The organism is Streptomyces sp. B6B3, assembly GCF_039871525.1.
Classification (GTDB): Bacteria; Actinomycetota; Actinomycetes; order Streptomycetales; family Streptomycetaceae; genus Streptomyces.
The window spans coordinates 47,192-66,451 of sequence record NZ_JBDPLU010000018.1; the positions used below are offsets into that span (position 1 = coordinate 47,192).

A 19,260-nucleotide genomic window follows, 5' to 3' on the forward strand; every position below is an offset into this window, starting at 1 on the left:
CTACTGGTTGTCGGCGTCCCGCTGGAGTTTCTCGGTGACGACGCGTCCGACCCGCGAGACGTGGGGCGGCACCAGCATGTTGTGGTGGTCGACCGGGATCTCGTGCGTCTCGACGTTCCCCGCGACGTGGGGCGCCCAGACCGTCCTGGCCTCGGCCACGGGCAGGTTGGCCGGCCGCTCCCGGGTGGCGACGAAGAGCAGGAGGTCACCCCCGAAGCGACGCGTGGTGTGGTCCCGGACCAGCGCCATCGCGTTGCTCGACACCGCCTGCTGCGCCGGCGACACGGCGCCGCCCTCCTCGGGCAGCCGCGGGCCCTCGGGGGCCCGCCGGGTCCCGGCGCCCGCGGTCCCGCCGCGGCCCGCCTCCGGGGGCGTCCCGTGCCGGCCGTCCGGCGCCGTGTCCGACGGCGGAACGTCCGACCGCGGGGCGTCCGACGGGGGCGCGACCGCGCCGGAGCCGCCGGGCGTACCGGGGTCGTTGGGGTAGCCGTCGAGCGCGGCGAGCAGCGCCACCTCCTCGCCCAGCTCCTCCAGCCGTGCCGCGATCTCCTGCGCGACCACCGCGCCGAGCGACCAGCCCAGCAGGTGGTAGGGGCCGGCCGGCTGGACGGTCCGGATCTGCTCCACGTAGTCCGCGGCCATCTCCCCGACGCTCTGCGGCAGCGGCTCCGGTGTCGCGAGCCCGCGCGCCTGCAGCCCGTAGACCGGCAGGTCGGCCGGCAGGTACGGGAGCAGGAACGCGTAGCTCCAGCTGAGCCCCGAGCTGTGGTGCACGCAGAACAGCGGGGCCCGGCCGCCCTCGGGACGCAGCGGCAGCAGCACGCCCAGATCGCGGCTGCTGGCGGACCGGGACGGGCCCGACTGCGCCCGGCGGCGCTCCAGGGACGGTTCGCTGACCGTGAGCAGGCCCGTGGCGGTGCGCGCGGCCCGTTGACCGGTGCGGAGCATCCGCTCCCCGTCGGGACCGAACGGGCACGCGACGAACTTCTGACCGGTCAGTCCCGGCTGGTTCGCGTAGCCGCGGGCCACCGAGGGGCCGGCCACGTACAGGTCGCCGACCACGCCGGCCGGCAGCGGGCGCAGCATGTCGTCCAGCACGAACGCCCGGGTGTTGGCGAACGGCCGGCCCGTGGCGACGTCCTCGGGCAGCGCCTGGGCGGGCCTGGCGTGGTGGTTGTCCAACCACGGACCCGCGGTCTCCGGACCGCCGTGCCCCGCCACCACCATGACCTGCGCGTACGGCGCCGCGCCGGCCGGTGGTTCGGCGCCGGCCGGCAGCAGCTCGCCGGTGGTGACCAGCAGCCGCGGCTCCGCCCCCGTCTCCTCGCCCGGCGTCCCGAGGTGGACGTCGCCCCCGGCGCACAGCGCCGCGAACAGCGAGGAGAGCAACGAGGCCATGGGAGCCCGCGCGTCGAGCGTGACGCCGTGGCCGGCCAGCGAGCCCCGCATCAGGTGCGCGGCGCTGTTCACCAGCGTGCCGTGCTCGATGACGGTGCTCACCGTGGCTCCGTCCGGCGCCGGGCCGTCCAGCACCACCGCGGCGTGCCCGGCCAGCGGACGGGTGCCCGGCACGGTCACCAGCGCGTCGTCCGCCTCGGTCGGCGCCGACCCGTCGAGCGTCAGCACCGGCACCGGACCGTCGGCGGGCAGCCCGTCGGCGGAGGCCGACGTGCAGACCAGCGCCGCCGGCCGCGCGCCGCGCGGATAGCCGTCCAGGGTCTGCGCGAGCCGGTCGGGCCGCGCGAGGTGGCAGGCCGCTCCGGCCTTGAGCACGCCCAGCAGCGCCACCACGACCGCGGCGGTCGGCGGCAACGCCACCACGACCACGTCCTCCTGGCCCACCCCGCGCCGCGCCAGTCGCCAGGCGAGCTGACCCGCCGCGGCGTCCAGCGCCCCGTAGGTGAGGCGGCCCGACCGGTCCGTGACGGCCACCGCTTCGGGGTCGCGGCCCGCCTGTTCGGCCAGCAGCTCCACGACCGTGCCCCGCGGGAGCGGCGCGACGGCCCCGGCCGCGTCCGCCAGCAGCCGGTTCCGCTCCGCGGCGTCCAGCAGCACGTCCACCTGGCCGACGCGCAGTTCCGGATCCGCCACCACCTGGGTGAGGACCCGGACCAGCCGGTTGGCCAGCGCCGTGGCGGTCGACGGCTCGAACAGGTCCGTGGCGTAGCTCAGGAACCCGTCCACGCCGGCCGGACCGCCGTCGTCCAGGTGGCGTTCGGTGAGGCGGAACACCAGGTCCAGCTCGCTGGTCCGGGTCCCCGCGTTCCAGGCCCGGGTGGCCAGTCCCGCGAAGTCCGCGACGTCCCAGTCCTCGCCGACCTCGTCCCGCACGTCCAGCAGCACCTGGAAGACCGGGTGCCGGGCCGCCGACTCCGGCAGCTCCAGCAGCTCCAGCACCCGGGCGAACGGCACGTCCCGGCGCAGCAGCGCCTCGTCCTGTGCCTCCCGCACCCGCCCCAGCAGTTCGAGGAAGGTCGGGTCACCCGAGGTGTCGGTGCGCAGCGGCACCCGCCCGCCGAACGGGCCCGCCACCATGTCCAGCAGCAGCTCCGGGTCCGCGGCCGGCATGGTGGTGCCGATGACCAGGTCGTCCCCGGAGCCGAGCCGCGTCAGCAACAGCGCCAGCGCGGCGTGCACCACCAGGTACGGGCTGGCCTCGTTGGCCCTGGCCAGCGTCCACAGCCGCTGGTGCGTCTCCGCGTCCAGCCGCAGCGGGACCGACCCGGCCGGCACCGGCGCGCCCTCGACCGCCGCGGGCGGCCGCGGCCGGTCGGTCGGCAGCGCCGTCTCCGGGGCGATGCCCGACAGGGTGTCCTTCCAGTAGCCGAGCTGGTCGTTGACCAGGCTGTCCGGGCGCTCCTCGCCGCGCAGCAGCTCCTCCTCCCACAGCGCGTAGTCGGGGAACTCCAGCGGCAGCGACTGCCGTCGCGGCTCCCGTCCCTCGCGCCGGGCGGCGTAGGCGGCGGCCAGGTCGCGGAGCAGCAGGTTCACCGAGTCCTCGTCCGCGAGGATCTGGTGCACCACCAGCAGCAGCACCTGCTCCGTCTCGGACAGCACGAACAGGTACGGCGCCCACGGCGACTGCCGCGCCAGGTCGAACGGCCGCGCCGCGCGCTCGGCCAGCAGCCCCGGCAGTTCCGCCTCGGTCGCGTCCGCCACCCGCAACGCGGGCCGGCCGGCCGTCACGGACCGCAGATGCTGCGTCGGCACGCCGTCCACCTCGGGGAACGAGATCCGCAGCACGGCCTGCCGGGTGACGAGGTCGCCCAGCGCGGCCTCCAACGCCGCCCGGTCCAACTCGCCGCCCAGCCGGACCGCGAGCGCCGTGTGGTACGGCGCCGCGTCCGGATCGCGCCGCGCCTGCCGCCAGACGGCGCGCTGCCCCGTGGTGAGCGGGAGCGGCGCGCCCTCGGGCCGGTCCAGCGCCCGCAGCGCCGGGCGGGCCTTCGACACCAGCAGGCTGGCCACCCCGGCCGGGGTGGGCGCGCTGAAGAAGTCCCGCATGCTCAGCTCGACGCCCAGCTCCGTGCGGATCCGGCCGCCCAGCCGCATGGCCAGCACCGAGTTGCCGCCCGCGTCGAAGAAGTTGGCCTCGGCGCTGACTCGCTCCAGGCCCAGCACCTCGGCGAACACCGCGGCCAGCGTCGTCTCGGTCTCGCCGACCGGCTCCCGGCCGGTGTCCTCCGGCGACCCGCTCCTGGCGAGCAGCGCCGCGCGGTCCACCTTCCCGTTCGGCGTGAGCGGCAGCTCCTCCACCGGTTCGACGACGGACGGAACCATGTAGTGCGGCAGCGCCCTGGTGGCCCAGTCGCGCAGCGCCTGCGGGTCGCCGCCGTCGGGGTCGTCGAAGACGACGTAGGCGTAGAGCCGGCCGTCGCCGCTCGCCTCCTGGCGGGCCACGACCGCCGCCTGACGCACCGCCTCGTGCCCGGTGAGCACGGCCTCGATCTCGCCGAGCTCGATCCGGAAGCCGCGGAGCTTCACCTGGGCGTCGGCCCGGCCGACGAAGTGCAGCTGCCCGTCGGCGGCCCAGCGGGCCAGGTCGCCGGAGCGGTACATGCGGTCACCCGGGGCGAACGGGCAGGCCACGAACCGCTCGGCCGTCAGGCCCGGCTGGCCGACGTACCCGCGGGCCAGGCCCGGACCCGTCACGTACACCTCGCCCGTCACGCCGGGGGCCACCGGCCGCAGCAGCTCGTCCAGCACGAACACCCGGGTGTTCGCGAGGGGCCGGCCGATCGCCGGCGCCTGGTCCTGCGGCGTGATGTCCCCGCTGATCGGGGCGGGCGTCGCGGTGCTGATGACGGTGGCCTCGGTGGGGCCGTAGGTGTTCCACAGCCGCGCCCGGCCGGCCCACCGGGCCGCCAGGTCCGCCGTGAGCCGCTCCGCGCCCAGCACCCAGGTCGTCATCCCGGGCACCGCGTCGGGGTCCAGGACGCTCAGCAGGGACGGCACCACGCTGGCCACCGACACCCCGGCGTCGCGGATCAGATCCGCCATCGCCTGCGGATCCTCGCGCTCCGGCCCGTCGGCGATGGCCAGCGTGCCGCCGGCCAGCAGCGTCGTGGCCACGTCGAGGATGGACGCGTCGAAGCTGAACGACGCGAACTGCAGCGCCGTCACGCCCTCGGCCACGCCCAGCACCGGACGCATGGCCTCGGCGAGGTTCACCAGACCGCGGTGCGACACCGCGACGCCCTTCGGGCGCCCGGTCGAACCCGAGGTGTAGATCACGTACGCCAACTGCTCCGGCGCCGGGAGCAGGTGCAGCGGTTCGGCCGACTGGTCGGCGATCTCCCGCCGGGTGCCGGGGTCCCCGGTCACCACCAGCCGCGCGTCGCCCACGGGCACGTCCCGCAGGGCGTCGGCGCTGCTCGTGCTGGCCAGCACGACCTTCGGCGCGCTGCTGGCGATCACGTAGCCGAGCCGGTCGGCCGGATAGCCGGGGTCCAGTGGCACGAACGCGCCGCCGGCCTTCCACACGGCGAGCATCGCGGTCACCATCTCGACGTTCCGCGGCAGGCACAGGCCGACCCGGGTCTCCGGGCCCACGCCCAGGCCCCGCAGGTACCGCGCGAGCCGGTTCGCCCGCGTGTCCAGCGTGGCGTACGACAGCCCGTCCTCGCCGGAGCGGACCGCGATCGCGTCGCCCGAGCGCTCGGCCCGTTCCTCGAAGGCCGCCAGCCACGTCCCGGGCGGCAGCGCCCGGGCGGTGTCGTTCCACTCGTCGACCACCAGCGAACGCTCGGCGTCCTCCAGCACCTCGACGTCCCGCAGCCGCACCCCCGGATCGCCGGCCACCTGCTCCAGCACCCGGGCCAGCCGCACGGCCAGCTTCTCGGCGGTCCCCTGGTCGAACAGGTCGGTGGCGTACCGGATGACGCCGTCCATGCCGGTCAGCGCGCCCTCCTGGCCCCGCTGTTCGGCCAGGTCCACCGACAGGTCGAACCGCGCCGGCAGCTCCTCCGCCGGCGGCACCGGATCCACCCGCAGTCCCGGCAGGTCCCAGCGCTGCACCTGCGGCGCGCTGGCCAGCGACAGCATCACCTGGAATAGCGGGTTGCGGGCCAGCGAGCGCGGCGGGTTGATCTCGTCCACCAGCCGCTCGAACGGCACGTCCTGGTGGGCGTACGCCGCCAGGTCCGCCTCCCGCACCCGGGCGAGCAACTCCTCGAAGGTGGGGTTGCCGCTCAGATCGGTGCGCAGCACCAGGGTGTTGGCGAAGAAGCCCGCCATGTCCTCCAGCTGGCTGTCCGCGCGGCCGGCGATCGCCGTGCCGACCGTAACGTCGGCCCCGGCGCCCATCCGGGACAGCAGCACGCCCAGCGCGGCGTGGACGACCATGAACATCGTCGCCCTGCCCCGCCCGGCCAGCTCCGCCAGCCGGACGTGCGTCTCGGCGTCCACCCGGACCGCCGCCTCGCCACTGCGGAAGGACGAGGTCGCCGGCCGCGGCCGGTCCGCGGGCAGCCGCGTCTCCGGTTCGAGACCGGCCAGCGTGTCCTTCCAGTACGCCACCTGGGTGCTGACGAGGCTGTCCGGATCGTCCAGCTCGCCCAGCACCTCCCGCTGCCACAGCGCGAAGTCCGCGTACTGGACGGGCAGCGGCGGCCAGCCGGGCACCCGGCCCTGCCGCCGGGCCGTGTAGGCGGTGGCCAGATCGCGCGCCAGCACGCCCATCGACGTGCCGTCGGAGGCGATGTGATGCATCACCACCAGCAGCACGTACTCCGACCGGGACAGTCGCAGCAGCCACACCCGCCACGGCAGGTCCTTGGCCAGGTCGAACCCGCGACCGCCGAACTCGGCCAGCCGCCGCCGCAACCGGGCCTCGTCCGGCACGTCCACCACCGGCACCGCCGGTCGGCCGGCGTCGCCCTGGATGATCCGCTGGTACGGCGTGCCCTCCACGTCGGGGTAGACCGTGCGCAGGCTCTCGTGCCGGTTGGCCACGTCGTGGATCGCCGCCTTCATGGCCGCCACGTCCAGCTCGCCCGTCAGCCGCAGCGCCAACGGCAGGTTGTACGCCGACGAGGCGGTGCTGCGCTGCTTGCCGCCGCCACCGGGACCGGCGCCGGCGCCCTCCTTGCCGTCCCCGTCCAGGCGGTTGAGGAACCACATCCGCTGCTGCGCGTACGACAGCGGCACCCGCTGGGGCCGGGGCCGGGGCCGCAACGGCACCCGGCCGCCGCTCCCGGCCTCCTCGACCCGGCGCGCCAGCCCGGCCACGGTCGGCTCGGCGAACAGCTCCCGGATGCTGACGTCGGCGTTCAGCGCCGACCGCACCCGGCCGATCAGCCGCATCGCCAGCAGCGAGTCGCCGCCGAGGTCGAAGAACGAGTCCTCCGCGCCCACCCGTTCCAGGCCCAGAACGTCGGCGAACAGGGTGCACAGCGTGGCCTCGGTCTCGGTGGCCGGCTCCCGGCTGATGACGTGCCCCGCCAGATCGGGCGCGGGCAGCGCCCGGTGGTTGACCTTGCCGTTGGGGGTCAGCGGCATGGTCTCCAGCGACACGATCGCGGTCGGCACCATGTAGTCGGGCAGCTGGCCGGCCGTGAACTCCCGCAGGGCGCCGGTGTCGGCCTCGGCGCCGTCGCCGCCCTCCGGCACGACGTAGGCGACCAGCCGCCTGGCGCCCGGCCGGTCCTCCCGGGCCACGACGGCGACCTGGCGGACCGTCTCGTGGGCGGCCAGGACCGCCTCCACCTCGCCGAGTTCGATGCGGTGGCCGCGGATCTTGACCTGGGCGTCGACCCGGCCGTCGAAGTGCAGCTGCCCTTCGGCGTCCCAGTGCGCGAGGTCGCCGGAGCGGTACATCCGGTCGCCCTCGACGAACGGCGAGGCGACGAAGCGCTCCGCCGTCAGGCCCGGCTGGCCGGCGTAGCCGCGGGCGAGCCCCGGGCCCGCCACGTAGAGCTCTCCCGTCACGCCGGGGGGAACGGGCCGCAGGAAGCCGTCCAACACGTAGACCCGGGTGTTGGCCAGCGGCTGGCCGATGGCCGGCGCCTCGTCCCGCGGGTTGATGTACTCGCTGATCGGGGTCGGCGTCGCCGTGGTGATGACGGTGGCCTCGGTCGGGCCGTAGGTGTTCCACACCTTCGACTGTCCGACCCAGCGGGACGCCAGGTCGGCCGTGAGCCGCTCGGCGCCCAGCACCCAGTTCGTCACGCCCGGCACCGTCTCCGGGTCCAACACCCCGAGCAGCGACGGCACCACGCTGGCCACCGAAACGCCCGCGTCGCGGATCGTCTCCGCCAACGCCTCGGGCTCGGTCCGCTCGTCCGCCGTGGCGATGGCGAGGGCGCCGCCGGCCGCCAGCGTCGTGGCGACGTCGAGGATGGACGCGTCGAAGCTGAACGACGCGAACTGCAGCGCCGTCACGCCCTCGTCCATCCCGAGCACCGGCTTCATCGCCTCGGCCAGGTTCACCAGACCCCGGTGCGAGACGGCCACGCCCTTGGGGCGACCCGTCGAGCCCGAGGTGTAGATGAGGTACGCCAGCTGCGCCGGATCGATGGTCACCTCGGGGAAGGTGGCCGGCTGGGCCGCGATCGCGGCCCGGGTCCCGGCGTCGTCCAGCACCACCGTGCGGGGGCCGTCCACCGTCAGCCGCGACAGCGTCTCGGCGGTGCCGACGAGGACGGCCGCGTCGCTGCTGTCCAGCACGTAACCGATCCGGTCGGCCGGATAGTCCGGGTCCAGCGGCACGAACGCGCCGCCCGCCTGCCAGGTCGCCAGCATTCCGACGATCATGTCCACGCCGCGCGGCAGCAGCAGGCCGACCCGGGACTCGACGCCCACGCCCTGGCCGACCAGGTGCCGGGCGAGCCGGTTGGCCCGCTCCGCCACCTCGCCGTAGGACAGCGCCTCGTCGCCGCACCGGACCGCCAGCGCCGCCGGAATCCGCGCCGCCCGGGCCCGGATCACCTCCGGCAGCGTGCCCGCCGGGACCGGCCGGTCGGTGTCGTTCCACGTCTCGACCACCAGCGTCCGCTCGCCGTCGTCCGACAGGACGACGGCGGGCAGCCGGCGTTCGGGCGCCTCGGCGATCTGTTCCAGGACCCGCACCAGGCGGTCGGCGATCGACCGCGCGGTGGCCTCGTCGAACAGGTCGGGGCGGTAGTCCAGCCGGAACCGCAGCTCGCCGCCCGGGTTCACGCCCAGCGCGAGCGCGAAGTTCGTCGACTCCCTGATGCCCACCGGGCTGATCCGCAGGCCCTCCGGCTTCGGCGGTCCCTGCGGCGCGGTCGGCATGTTCTCGAACGCGACCAGGGTGTCGAAGGTGGCGCCGGGACCGGCGAGCCGCTGGATGTCGGCCAGGCCCAGGTGCTGGTGGTCCAGCAGGGTGGTCTGCTGCTCCTGCAGCCGTTCCAGCGTCCGCGTGATGTCCAGCGACGGGTCGAGGCTCACCCGGACCGGGACCGTGTTGAGGAACAGGCCCAGCATGTCCTCCACACCCGGGAGGTCGGCGGGCCGGCCGGAGACCGTCGCGCCGAACACCACCTCGCGGTGCCCGGTCAGCTGGCCGATCACCGTCGCCCAGGCGGTCTGGAACAGGGTGTTGACCGTCACACCGGCGTTCCTGGCGACCTCGCGCAGCGCACCGGCCAGCCGCTCGCCGCCCTCGCCGTTGATGGTCTCGGCCAGGACCGGCGCGGTCCGCGCGGCCTGCGGCGCGACGAGCGTCGGCTCCTCGGTGCCGGCCAGCGCCTCCTGCCAGGCCCGTTGGGCGGCGTCCTTCTCCTGCCGGGCCAGCCAGGCCAGGTACTCGCGGTGGTGGGTGACCGGGGGCAGGCCCTGGCCGCTGCCGCCCGCCTCGTAACTGCCCTGGAGGTCCCGCATCAGCAGGGGCAGCGACCAGCCGTCCAGCAGGATGTGGTGCATGGTCACGGCCATCTGGTGCCGGTCCTCGCCCAGCTTCATCAGCAGCACCCGCAGCAGCGGCGGCTGACCCAGGTCCAGGCCCCGGGCGCGGTCCTCCACGCCCAGCCGCTCGGCCTCGGCCAGCGCGGCCTCCTCGTCCAGCCCGGAGAGGTCCTCCTCCCGCCAGGGCAGCACGACGTCCCGCGCCACGATCTGGATCGGCTGCTGGGTGCCGGGGATCTCGCGGAACCCGGCGCGCAGGCCGGCGTGCCGGTCCAGCACCGCCTGCCACGAGGCGCGCATCCGGGCCGGGTCCAGCGGCCCGTCCACGGCGAGCACCAGCTGCTCGACGTAGACGTCGGTGCCGTCCTGGTCGAACAGGGCGTGGAAGAGCATGCCCTCCTGCAACGGCGAGACGGGCAGCACCTCCTCCAGGCCCGGCATGGCCTCCTCCAGCTGCTCCACGTGCCCCTGGCCGAGTTCCACCAGCGGGAAGTCGGAGGGCGTGTGGCCGCCGGCGCCCGGCTGGGCGGCATGCCTGGCCAGCCCGGACAGCACCGCCGCCCACTCCTCGAGCAGCCGCTGGGCCGCGGCCTCGTCCAGCAGGCGTTCCGGCCAGGCCAGGTTCAGCACCAGCTCGGGTCCGCTGGGCAGGTCGCGGACCATGCCCATGACCTCCAGCGCGTGCGCGACGGGCAGTTCGGCCTGCGCGCCGCCGTCAGGCCCGGGACCGCCCGCCGGCGCCCACGGCTTCGGCTTGGGCGCGTCGGCCGCGGCACCCGCACCCGGGGCGGGCATCCGGCCCAGGTAGTTGAAGCCGATCTGGGCGGTGGGCAGGGCGGCGAGGGTGGCGGCCGTCTCCTGGTTGAGGCGGCGGAGCACGCCGTAGCCCAACCCGTCTCCCGGGATCGCCCTCAGCTGTTCCTTGACCCGCTTGAGCGCCTGCCCGGCGGCGTCGCCGCCGGACCTGACGTCGGCGGCGTCGAGCCCCGCGGCGTTGACGCGCACCGGGTGGAGGTTGGTGAACCAGCCGGACGTACGGGACAGGTCGTCGGAATCGCTCAACGGCTCCCGGCCGTGGCCCTCCAGGTCCACGAGGAAGCCGTCGTCCGCGTCCTGCTCGACCCAGCCGGCGGCGGCCACCGCCAGGCCGGTCAGCAGCACGTCGTCGATCCCGGCGTGGAACGCGGTGGGAACCTCGGTGAGCAGCGCCGAGGTGACCTCGGCCGGCACCGTCACCGACGCCTGCCGCAGCGAGGCGCCCAGGTCCCGGCCGGGGTCGAGCGGTTCCGGCGTCAGCGCCGGGTCCGCACCCTCCAGGATCCCGGTCCAGGCCGGCAGTTCGGCCAGCCGCTTCTCGCTGCTCGCCTCGGCGGCGAGCTCGCGGGCCCAGTGCCGGAACGAGGTCGGAACCACGTCGAGGACGGCCTCCTCCTGCCCGGCGGCCAGGGCGGTGTACGCCTGCGCCAGATCGGGCAGCAGGGCCTGCCAGGAGACGGTGTCGATGACCAGGTGGTTGGCGATCAGCAGGAGTTGACCCGGATCGTCGGGCCCGTGGTCGAGCCAGACGGCCTGGAGCATCACGCCGCCCCGCGGATCCAGCCGGCGCACGGCCTGCCGCGCCTGGTCCTCGACCAGCCGCCGCACGTCCTCGCCCGCACCGTCGCCGGCCGCCCCGCCCTCGGCGGCACCGAGTGCGGCGGCGACGTCGACGCGGGTGATCAGGTCGGCGGCGTTCACCGAACCCGGCTCGTCGACCTGGAGGATCGGCTGTTCCGCCTCGACGTCGAGGCGGGCGCGGAGGATGTCGTGGTGGTCGAGCAGGGCCTGGAACGCGCGGGTGAAGGCGTCCTGGTCCATCCCGGCCGGCGTGGCCACCAGGCTGGACTGGACGACGCGGCCCAGCCGGTCCGGCCCGAGCCGCTCCAGCACCTCGTGCATCACCGGGGTCAGCGGCACCTCGCCCACACCCGGCTCGCCCTGCACGAGCGCGTCGGCGGCGGTGCCGGCCGCGGCCGCCAGGGCGGCCGGGGTGCGGAGCTCGAAAACCTGGCGCGGGCTGATGACCAGCCCGGCCCGGCGGGCCCGGGACGCCAGCTGCATGGACATGATGGAGTCGCCGCCGAGCTCGAAGAACGAGTCCTCGGCGCCGACCCTCTCCCGTCCGAGCACCTGGGCGAACAGGTCGCACAGGGTGGCCTCGGTCTCGGTGACCGGCTCCCGGCTGGTGACCTGCCCGGCCGTGTCGGGAACGGGCAGGGCCTTGCGGTCCACCTTGCCGTTCGGGGTCAGCGGCATGGCCGCCAGAGACACGATCGTGGCGGGGACCATGTGCTCGGGGAGCCGGCCGGCCGCGAACTCCCGCAGCGCGCCGGTGTCCACGTCCTCGGACGCGTCTGAGGTGTCGGTGCCGTCCGTGCCGTCCGTGCCGTCCGTGCCGGCGGTGCCGTCGGGCACGACGTAGGCGACGAGCCTCTTGTCGCCGGGCCGGCCCTCGCGGGCGATGACCACGGCCTCGCGCACGGACTCGTGGGTGGTGAGGACGGCTTCGATCTCGCCCAGCTCGATCCGGAAGCCGCGGACCTTGACCTGGGTGTCGGCGCGGCCGTCGAAGTGCAGCTGCCCTTCGGTGTCCCAGTGGGCGAGGTCGCCGGAGCGGTACATGCGGTCACCCGGGGCGAACGGGTTGGCGACGAACCGTTCGGCGCTGAGCGCCGGCTGGTTGACGTAGCCGCGCGCCAGGCCGGGGCCCGACACGTAGAGCTCTCCCGTCACACCCGGGGGAACGGGCCGCAGGAAGCCGTCGAGCACGTAGACCCGGGTGTTGGGCAGCGGTTGTCCGATGGCCGGGGCCTGGGTCTGGTTCGGGTCGAGCGGGGTCGGGGTGGCGGTGGTGATGACGGTGGCCTCGGTCGGGCCGTAGGTGTTCCACACCCTGGCCCGTCCGGCCCAGCGGGACGCCAGGTCGGCGGTCAGGCGCTCCGCGCCCAGCACCCAGTTGGTGATCCCCGGAACGGTGTCGGGGTCCAGGACGCCCAACAGGGACGGCACGACGCTGGCGACGCTGACGCCCACGTCGTTGACCATGGCGGCCAGCCGCTCGGGTTCGGCGCGCTCGTCCGGCGTGGCGATGGCCAGGGTTCCGCCGGCCGCCAGCGTCGTGGCGACGTCGAGGATCGAGGCGTCGAAGCTGAAGGAGGCGAACTGCAGGGCGATGACGCCCTCGTCCATCCCGAGCACCGGCTTCATGGCCTCGGCCAGGTTCATCAGACCCCGGTGCGAGACGGCGACGCCCTTCGGGCGGCCGGTGGATCCGGAGGTGTAGATGACGTACGCCAGCTGAGCGGGGTCGGTGGTCAGCTCGGGGGAGGTGGCCGGCTGGGCGGCGATGGCGTCCCGGGTCCCGGCGTCGTCCAGGGCCACCGTGCGGGTGGTTCCTGGTGTCAGCTGGGACAGCGTTGCGGTGGTGCCGACGAGGACGGCCGTGTCGCTGTTCTCCAGGACGTAGGCGAGCCGGTCGGCCGGGTACTCCGGGTCGAGCGGTATGAACGCGCCGCCGGCCTGCCAGACCGCGAGCATCCCGACGACCATGTCCACGCCGCGCGGCAGGCACAGCCCCACCCGGGACTCGACGCCCACGCCGAGCCCGACCAGGTGCCGGGCGAGCCGGTTGGCCCGTTCCGCCACCTCGCCGTAGGACAGCGCGTTGTCCCTGCCGCAGCGGACGGCCACCGCCCTGGGGGTCCGTTCGGCCCACGACCGGATGGCCTCCGGAAGCGTGCCGGCCGGGATCGGCCGGTCGGTGGCGTTCCACGTCTCGACCACCAGGGACCGCTCGGCGGCGTCCAGCACCTCGATGTCGCTGTTCCGCGCCTGCGGTTGGGTCGTCATCTGCTCCAGGACGCGGACCAGGCGGTCGGCGATCGACCGCGCGGTGGCCTCGTCGAAGAGGTCGGGGCGGTAGTCCAGCCGGAACCGGAGCTCGCCGCCCGGGTTCACGCCCAGGGCGAGCGCGAAGTTGGTCGACTCCCTGATGCCCATCGGCCGGAACCGTGGGCCCGAGGAGTCGCCGGGACGCGGTTCGGGTCCGGTGGGGAAGTTCTCGAACGCGACCAGGGTGTCGAAGGTGGCGCCGGGGCCGGCGAGCCGCTGGATGTCGGCCAGACCGAGGTACTGGTGGTCCAACAGCGTGGTCTGCTGCGCCTGGAGCGCCTCCAGCGTCTGCGCGATCTCCTGGGACGGGTCGAGGCTCACCCGGACCGGGACGGTGTTGAGGAACAGGCCGAGCATCTCCTCGACGCCCGGGAGGTCGGCGGGCCGGCCGGAGACCGTCGCGCCGAACACGACGTCCCGGTGTCCGGTCAGCTGGCCGATCACCGTCGCCCAGGCGGTCTGCATGATGGTGTTCACCGTCACGCTGTGCCGGCGGGCCATCCGCCGCATCGCCTCGGCGAGTTGCTGTCCGCCCTCGCCGCTGATGGTCTCGGCCAGGACCGGCGCGGTCCGCGCGGCCTGCGGCGCGACCAGGGTCGGCTCCTCGGTGCCGGCCAGGGCGTCCCGCCAGGCCTGCTGCGCCGAGTCCGCGTCCTGCCGGGCCAGCCACGCCAGGTACTCGCGGTGCGGGGTGACCGGGGGCAGGCCCTGCGCGGTGCCGCCGGCCTCGTAGCAACCCTGCAGCTCGCGCATCAGGAGCGGCAGCGACCAACCGTCCATCAGGATGTGATGCATGGTCACGGCCATCTGGTGCCGGTCCTCGCCCAGCTTCATCAGCAGGACCCGGATCAGCGGGGGCTGCGCGATGTCCAGGCGCCGCGCGCGCTCCTCGACGCCCAGTTGCTCCGCCCGCTCCTCCGCCGCGGCCTGGTCGAGCCCGGAGAGGTCCTCCTCCTGCCAGGGCAGCACGACGTCCCGCGCGATGACCTGCACCCGCTTCTCCGTGCCGGGTATCTCGCGGAAGCCGGCGCGGAGGCTGGCGTGCCGGTCCAGCACCGCCTGCCACGAGGCGCGCAGTTGGGCCGGGTCCAGCGGCCCGTCCACGGCGAGGAGCAACTGCTCGACGTAGACGTCGGTGCCCTCCTCGTCGTAGAGGGCGTGGAAGAGCATGCCCTCCTGCAACGGCGACACCGGAAGCAGGTCCTCCAGCGTCGGAACGGCCGCCTCCAACTGGTCGACCTGCCCCTGGTCCAGGGTGACGAGGGAGAAGTCGGACGGGGTGAAGCCGCCGCTGCCGGGCCGGGCGGTGTGGCTGGCCAGCCCGGTGAGCATGGCCGCCCAACCGTCCAGCAGCTCCCGCGCCCTGTCCTCGTCGAGGAGGCGCCCCGGGAACGCGACGCTGAGCACGAGTTCGGGTCCGGTGGGCAGGTCGCGGACCATGCCCATGACCTCCAGCGCGTGCGCGACCGGGAGCTCGGCCTGCGCGCCGCCGTCCGGGCCTGGACCGCCGGCCGGCGTCCACGGCTTCGGCTCGGGCGCGCCGGCCTGCCCGCCCGGGGCCGGCATCCGGCCCAGGTAGTTGAAGCCGATCTGGGCCGTCGGAAGCGCGGCGAGGGTGGCGGCCGTCTCCTGGTTGAGGTGGCGGAGCATGCCGTAGCCGAGGCCGTCGCCGGGGACGGCGCGGAGCTGTTCCTTGACCCGCTTGAGGGCCCGTCCGGCGGCGTCGCCGCCGGCGCGGACCTCGGCCAGGCCGATCCCGGAGGCGTCGATCCGGACCGGATAGAGGTTGGTGAACCAGCCGGCGGTGCGGGACAGGTCGTCGGTCTCGCTGAGTGGTTCGCGGCCGTGGCCCTCGATGTCGACGAGGAACCCACCGGTGGTGTCCTGGTCGGTCCAGCCGGCGACGGCGGTGGCCAGGCCGGTCAGCAACACGTCGTCGATCCCGGCGTGGAACGCGGTGGGGACCTCGGTGAGCAGGGCGGCGGTGACCTCGGCCGGCACGGTGACCGCGACCTGACGCAGCGTCGCGCCCACGTCCCGGCCCGGATCCACCGGCTGCGCGGTCAGCAGCGGGTCGCTGCCCTCGATGAGCCCGGTCCACGCCGCCAGTTCGGCCACCCGCTCCTCGCTGCCGGCCTGCGCGGCGAGTTCGCGCGCCCAGTGCCGGTAGGAGGTGGGGACCGGATCCAGCGCCGCGTCCTCGGCGTTCTGCGCCGCGGCCGCGTAGGCCTGCGCCAGGTCGGGGAGCACGGCCTGCCAGGAGACGGTGTCGATGACCAGGTGGTTGGCGATCAGCAGCAGCCGGCCGAGGGCGTCGGGCCCGTGGTCGAGCCAGACGGCCTGCAGCATGACCCCGGCCCGCGGGTCGAGCCGGCGCACGGCTTCGTGTGCCGCCCGCTCCATGGCCTGGTCGAGGTCCTGTCCGGTGAGCCCGGTCGTGTCGACGCGGGTGACCAGGTCGGCGGCGTTCACCGAACCCGGTTCGCCGACCTGGAGGACCGGCTGTTCGGCCTCGGCGTCGAGGCGGGCGCGGAGGATGTCGTGGTGGTCGACCACGGCCTGCAGCGCGCGGTCCAGATGGTCGCGCTCCATGCCGGCGGGGGTGGTGACCACGTTGGACTGGAGGACCAGGCCCATCCGGTCCTCGCCGACCCGCTCCAGCACGTCGTGCATCACCGGGGTGAGCGGCACCTCGCCCACGCCCGGCTCGCCCTGGGCCTCGCCGGTGGCGACGCCGGCCACGAGGGCGAGGGCGGCGGGGGTGCGGTGTTCGAAGACCTGGCGGGGAGTGATGGCGAGTCCCGCGCGGCGGGCCCGGGAGGCCAGCTGCATGGACATGATGGAGTCGCCGCCGAGCTGGAAGAACGAGTCCTCCGCCCCGACCTGCTCCAGGCCGAGCACCTCGGCGAAGAGGGTGACGATGGTGGCCTCGGTCTCGGTGACCGGTTCGCGGCTGATGACCTGGCCGGTGAGGGCCGGCGCGGGCAGGGCCTTGCGGTCCACCTTGCCGTTGGGCGTCAGCGGCATGGTCTCCAGCGACACGATCGCGGTCGGGACCATGTGCTCGGGCAGCGTCAGCGCGACATGGGCGCGGAGCGGTTCGGCGTCGATCTCCGCACCGGCCGCGCCTTCCGCACCGGACGCGCCGTCCGGACTGTTCGGGACGACGTAGGCGACGAGTCGCCGGTCGCCGGGCCGGTCCTCCCGGACCACGACCGCCGCCTCGCGCACGGACTCGTGCGTGGAGAGCGCGGCCTCGATCTCGCCCAGCTCGATCCGGAAGCCGCGGATCTTGACCTGGGTGTCGGCGCGGCCGTCGAAGTGCAGTTGCCCTTCGGTGTCCCAGTGGGCGAGGTCGCCGGAGCGGTACATGCGGTCACCCGGGGCGAACGGGTTGGCGACGAACCGTTCGGCGCTGAGCGCCGGCTGGTTGACGTAGCCGCGGGCGAGCCCGGGGCCCGACACGTAGAGCTCTCCCGTGACACCCGGGGGAACGGGCCGCAGGAAGCCGTCCAGCACGAACACCCGGACGTTGGCCAGGGGACGGCCGATGGCCGGGGGCTGGTCGGCGGGCGTGATGTCCGCGCTGATGGGGGCGGACATGGCGGTGGTGATGACGGTGGCCTCGGTCGGGCCGTAGGTGTTCCGCACCGTGGCCTGTCCCGCCCAGCGGGACGCCAGGTCGGCGGTCAGCCGCTCCGCGCCCAGCACCCAGGTGGTGATCCCGGGCACCGTCTCCGGGTCGAGGACGTTCAGCAGCGACGGCACCACGCTGGCCACCGAAACGCCCACCTCGCGGATCATCCCCGCGAGGGCCTGGGGCTCGGTCCGCTCGTCGGGGGTGGCGATGGCCAGGGTGCCGCCGGCCGCGAGGGTGGTGGCGACGTCGAGGATCGAGGCGTCGAAGCTGAACGAGGCGAACTGCAGGGCGGTGACGCCCTCGTCCATGCCGAGCACCGGCTTCATGGCCTCGGCCAGGTTCACCAGACCCCGGTGCGAGACCGCGACGCCCTTCGGGCGGCCGGTCGACCCCGACGTGTAGATGACGTACGCCAGCTGCGCCGGATCCGTCGCCACCGTGGGGGCACCTCCCAGGCCGCCAGGGCCTGGGGGAGGGGCGGCCGGCTGGGCGGCGATCGCGGCCCGCGTCTCCGCGTCGTCCAGGACCACCGTGCGGATGGTGTCCGCCGGCAGGCGGGTCAGCGTCTCGGCGACGCAGAGGACGACGCCCGCGTCGCTGTTCTCCAGCACGTAGGCGAGCCGGTCGGCCGGATAGTCCGGGTCGAGCGGCACGAACGCGCCGCCGGCCTGCCAGACGGCCAGCATCCCGACGATCATGTCCACGCCGCGCGGCAGGCACAGGCCCACCCGCGATTCGGCGCCCACGCCCAGCCCGGTCAGGTGCCGGGCGAGCCGGTGGGTCCGTTCCGTCATCTCGCCGTAGGACAGCGCGTCGTTCCTGCCGCACCGGACGGCCAGGGCCTGCGGGATCCGCGCCGCCTGGGCCTGGATGGCCTCCGGCAGGGTACCGGCCGGGATCGGCCGGTCGGTGGCGTTCCACGTCTCGACCACCAGCGACCGTTCGGCCTCGTCCAGCGCGTGGATGTCGCTGATCCGGGACTGCGGGTCGGCCGTCATCTGCTCCAGGACCCGGACCAGGCGCCCGGCGATGGTCCGGGCGGTGGCCTCGTCGAAGAGGTCGGGGCGGAAGTCCATGCGGAACTTGAGCTCGCCGGCCGGGTTGACGCCCAGCGCCAGCGCGAAGTTGGTCGACTCCCTGATGCCCATGGGCGTGAACCGTGGGCCGGAGGAGTCGCCGGGGCGCTGTTCGGGTCCGGTGGGGAAGTTCTCGAAGGCGACCAGGGTGTCGAAGGACGCTCCGGCACCGGCCAGGCGTTGGATCTCCGCCAGGCCCACGTGCTGGTGGTCCAGCAGCGCCGTCTGTTCGGCCTGGAGCCACTCCAGGGTCTGGGCGACGGTCCGGGACGGGTCGAGGGTCACCCGGATCGGGATGGTGTTGAGGAACAGGCCGAGCATGTCCTCCACGCCGGGGAGGTCGGCGGGCCGTCCGGCCACGGTGGCGCCGAAGACGACGTCCCGGTGTCCGGAGAGCTGACCGACCACGGTCGCCCACGCGGTCTGCAGCACGGTGTTGACCGTCACCCCGACGCGCCGGGCCATCTCCCGTACCGACTCGGTCAGTTCGCCGCCCGCGTCGGCGGTGACCGCCTTGGCCAGGACGGACCCGGCGTTGGACGCCTGCGGGGCGACGAACGTCGGCTCCTCGGTGCCGGCCAGGGCGTCGCGCCAGGCCTGCTGGGCCGTGCCGGCGTCCTGCCGGGCCAGCCAGGCGAGGTACTCGCGGTGGTGGGTGACCGGGGGCAGGCCCTGCGCGGTGCCGCCGGCCTCGTAGCAGGCCTGCAGTTCCCGCATCAGGAGCGGCAGCGACCAGCCGTCCAGCAGGATGTGGTGCAGCGTGACCGCCATCCGGTGCTCGTCGGTGCCGAGCCTGAGCAGCAGCACCTTCAGCAGCGGGGGCTCGGTCAGGTCCAGTCGGGCGCGTTCCTCGGCGCCGAGCCGCTCGGCCTGGGCCAGCGCGGCGTCCTCGTCCAGGCTGGAGAGGTCCTCCTCGCGCCACGGCACGCTGACGTTCCGCTCGATCACCTGGACCGGCCGCTCCGTGCCGGGTATCTCGCGGAAGCCGGCGCGGAGGCTGGCGTGCCGGTCCAGCACCGCCTGCCACGAGGCGCGGAGCCTGGCCGGGTCCAGCGGCCCGTCCACGGCCAGGATCAGCTGCTCGACGTAGACGTCGGTGCCGTCCTCGTCGTCGAAGAGGGCGTGGAAGAGCATGCCCTCCTGCAACGGCGAGACGGGCAGCACCTCCTCCAGCGCCGGAACGGCCGCCTCCAACTGCTCGACCTGGGCCTGGTCGAGGGCGACCAGCGGGAAGTCGGACGGGGTGTG

Annotated in this window: 1 protein-coding gene (running past one end of the window); it reads right to left on the reverse strand. The window is 74.6% G+C overall.

Annotation, left to right across the window (positions count from 1 at the left end; all coding sequences use genetic code 11):
* Positions 1-19,260, reverse strand: partial view of a non-ribosomal peptide synthase/polyketide synthase gene (locus ABGB06_RS29600; RefSeq protein WP_347594986.1) — the 3' portion only. Its footprint extends 9,210 nt past the window's final position; 19,260 of the gene's 28,470 nt are visible here — the last part of the coding sequence; its start codon lies beyond the right edge, outside the window; it ends in the stop codon at positions 1-3.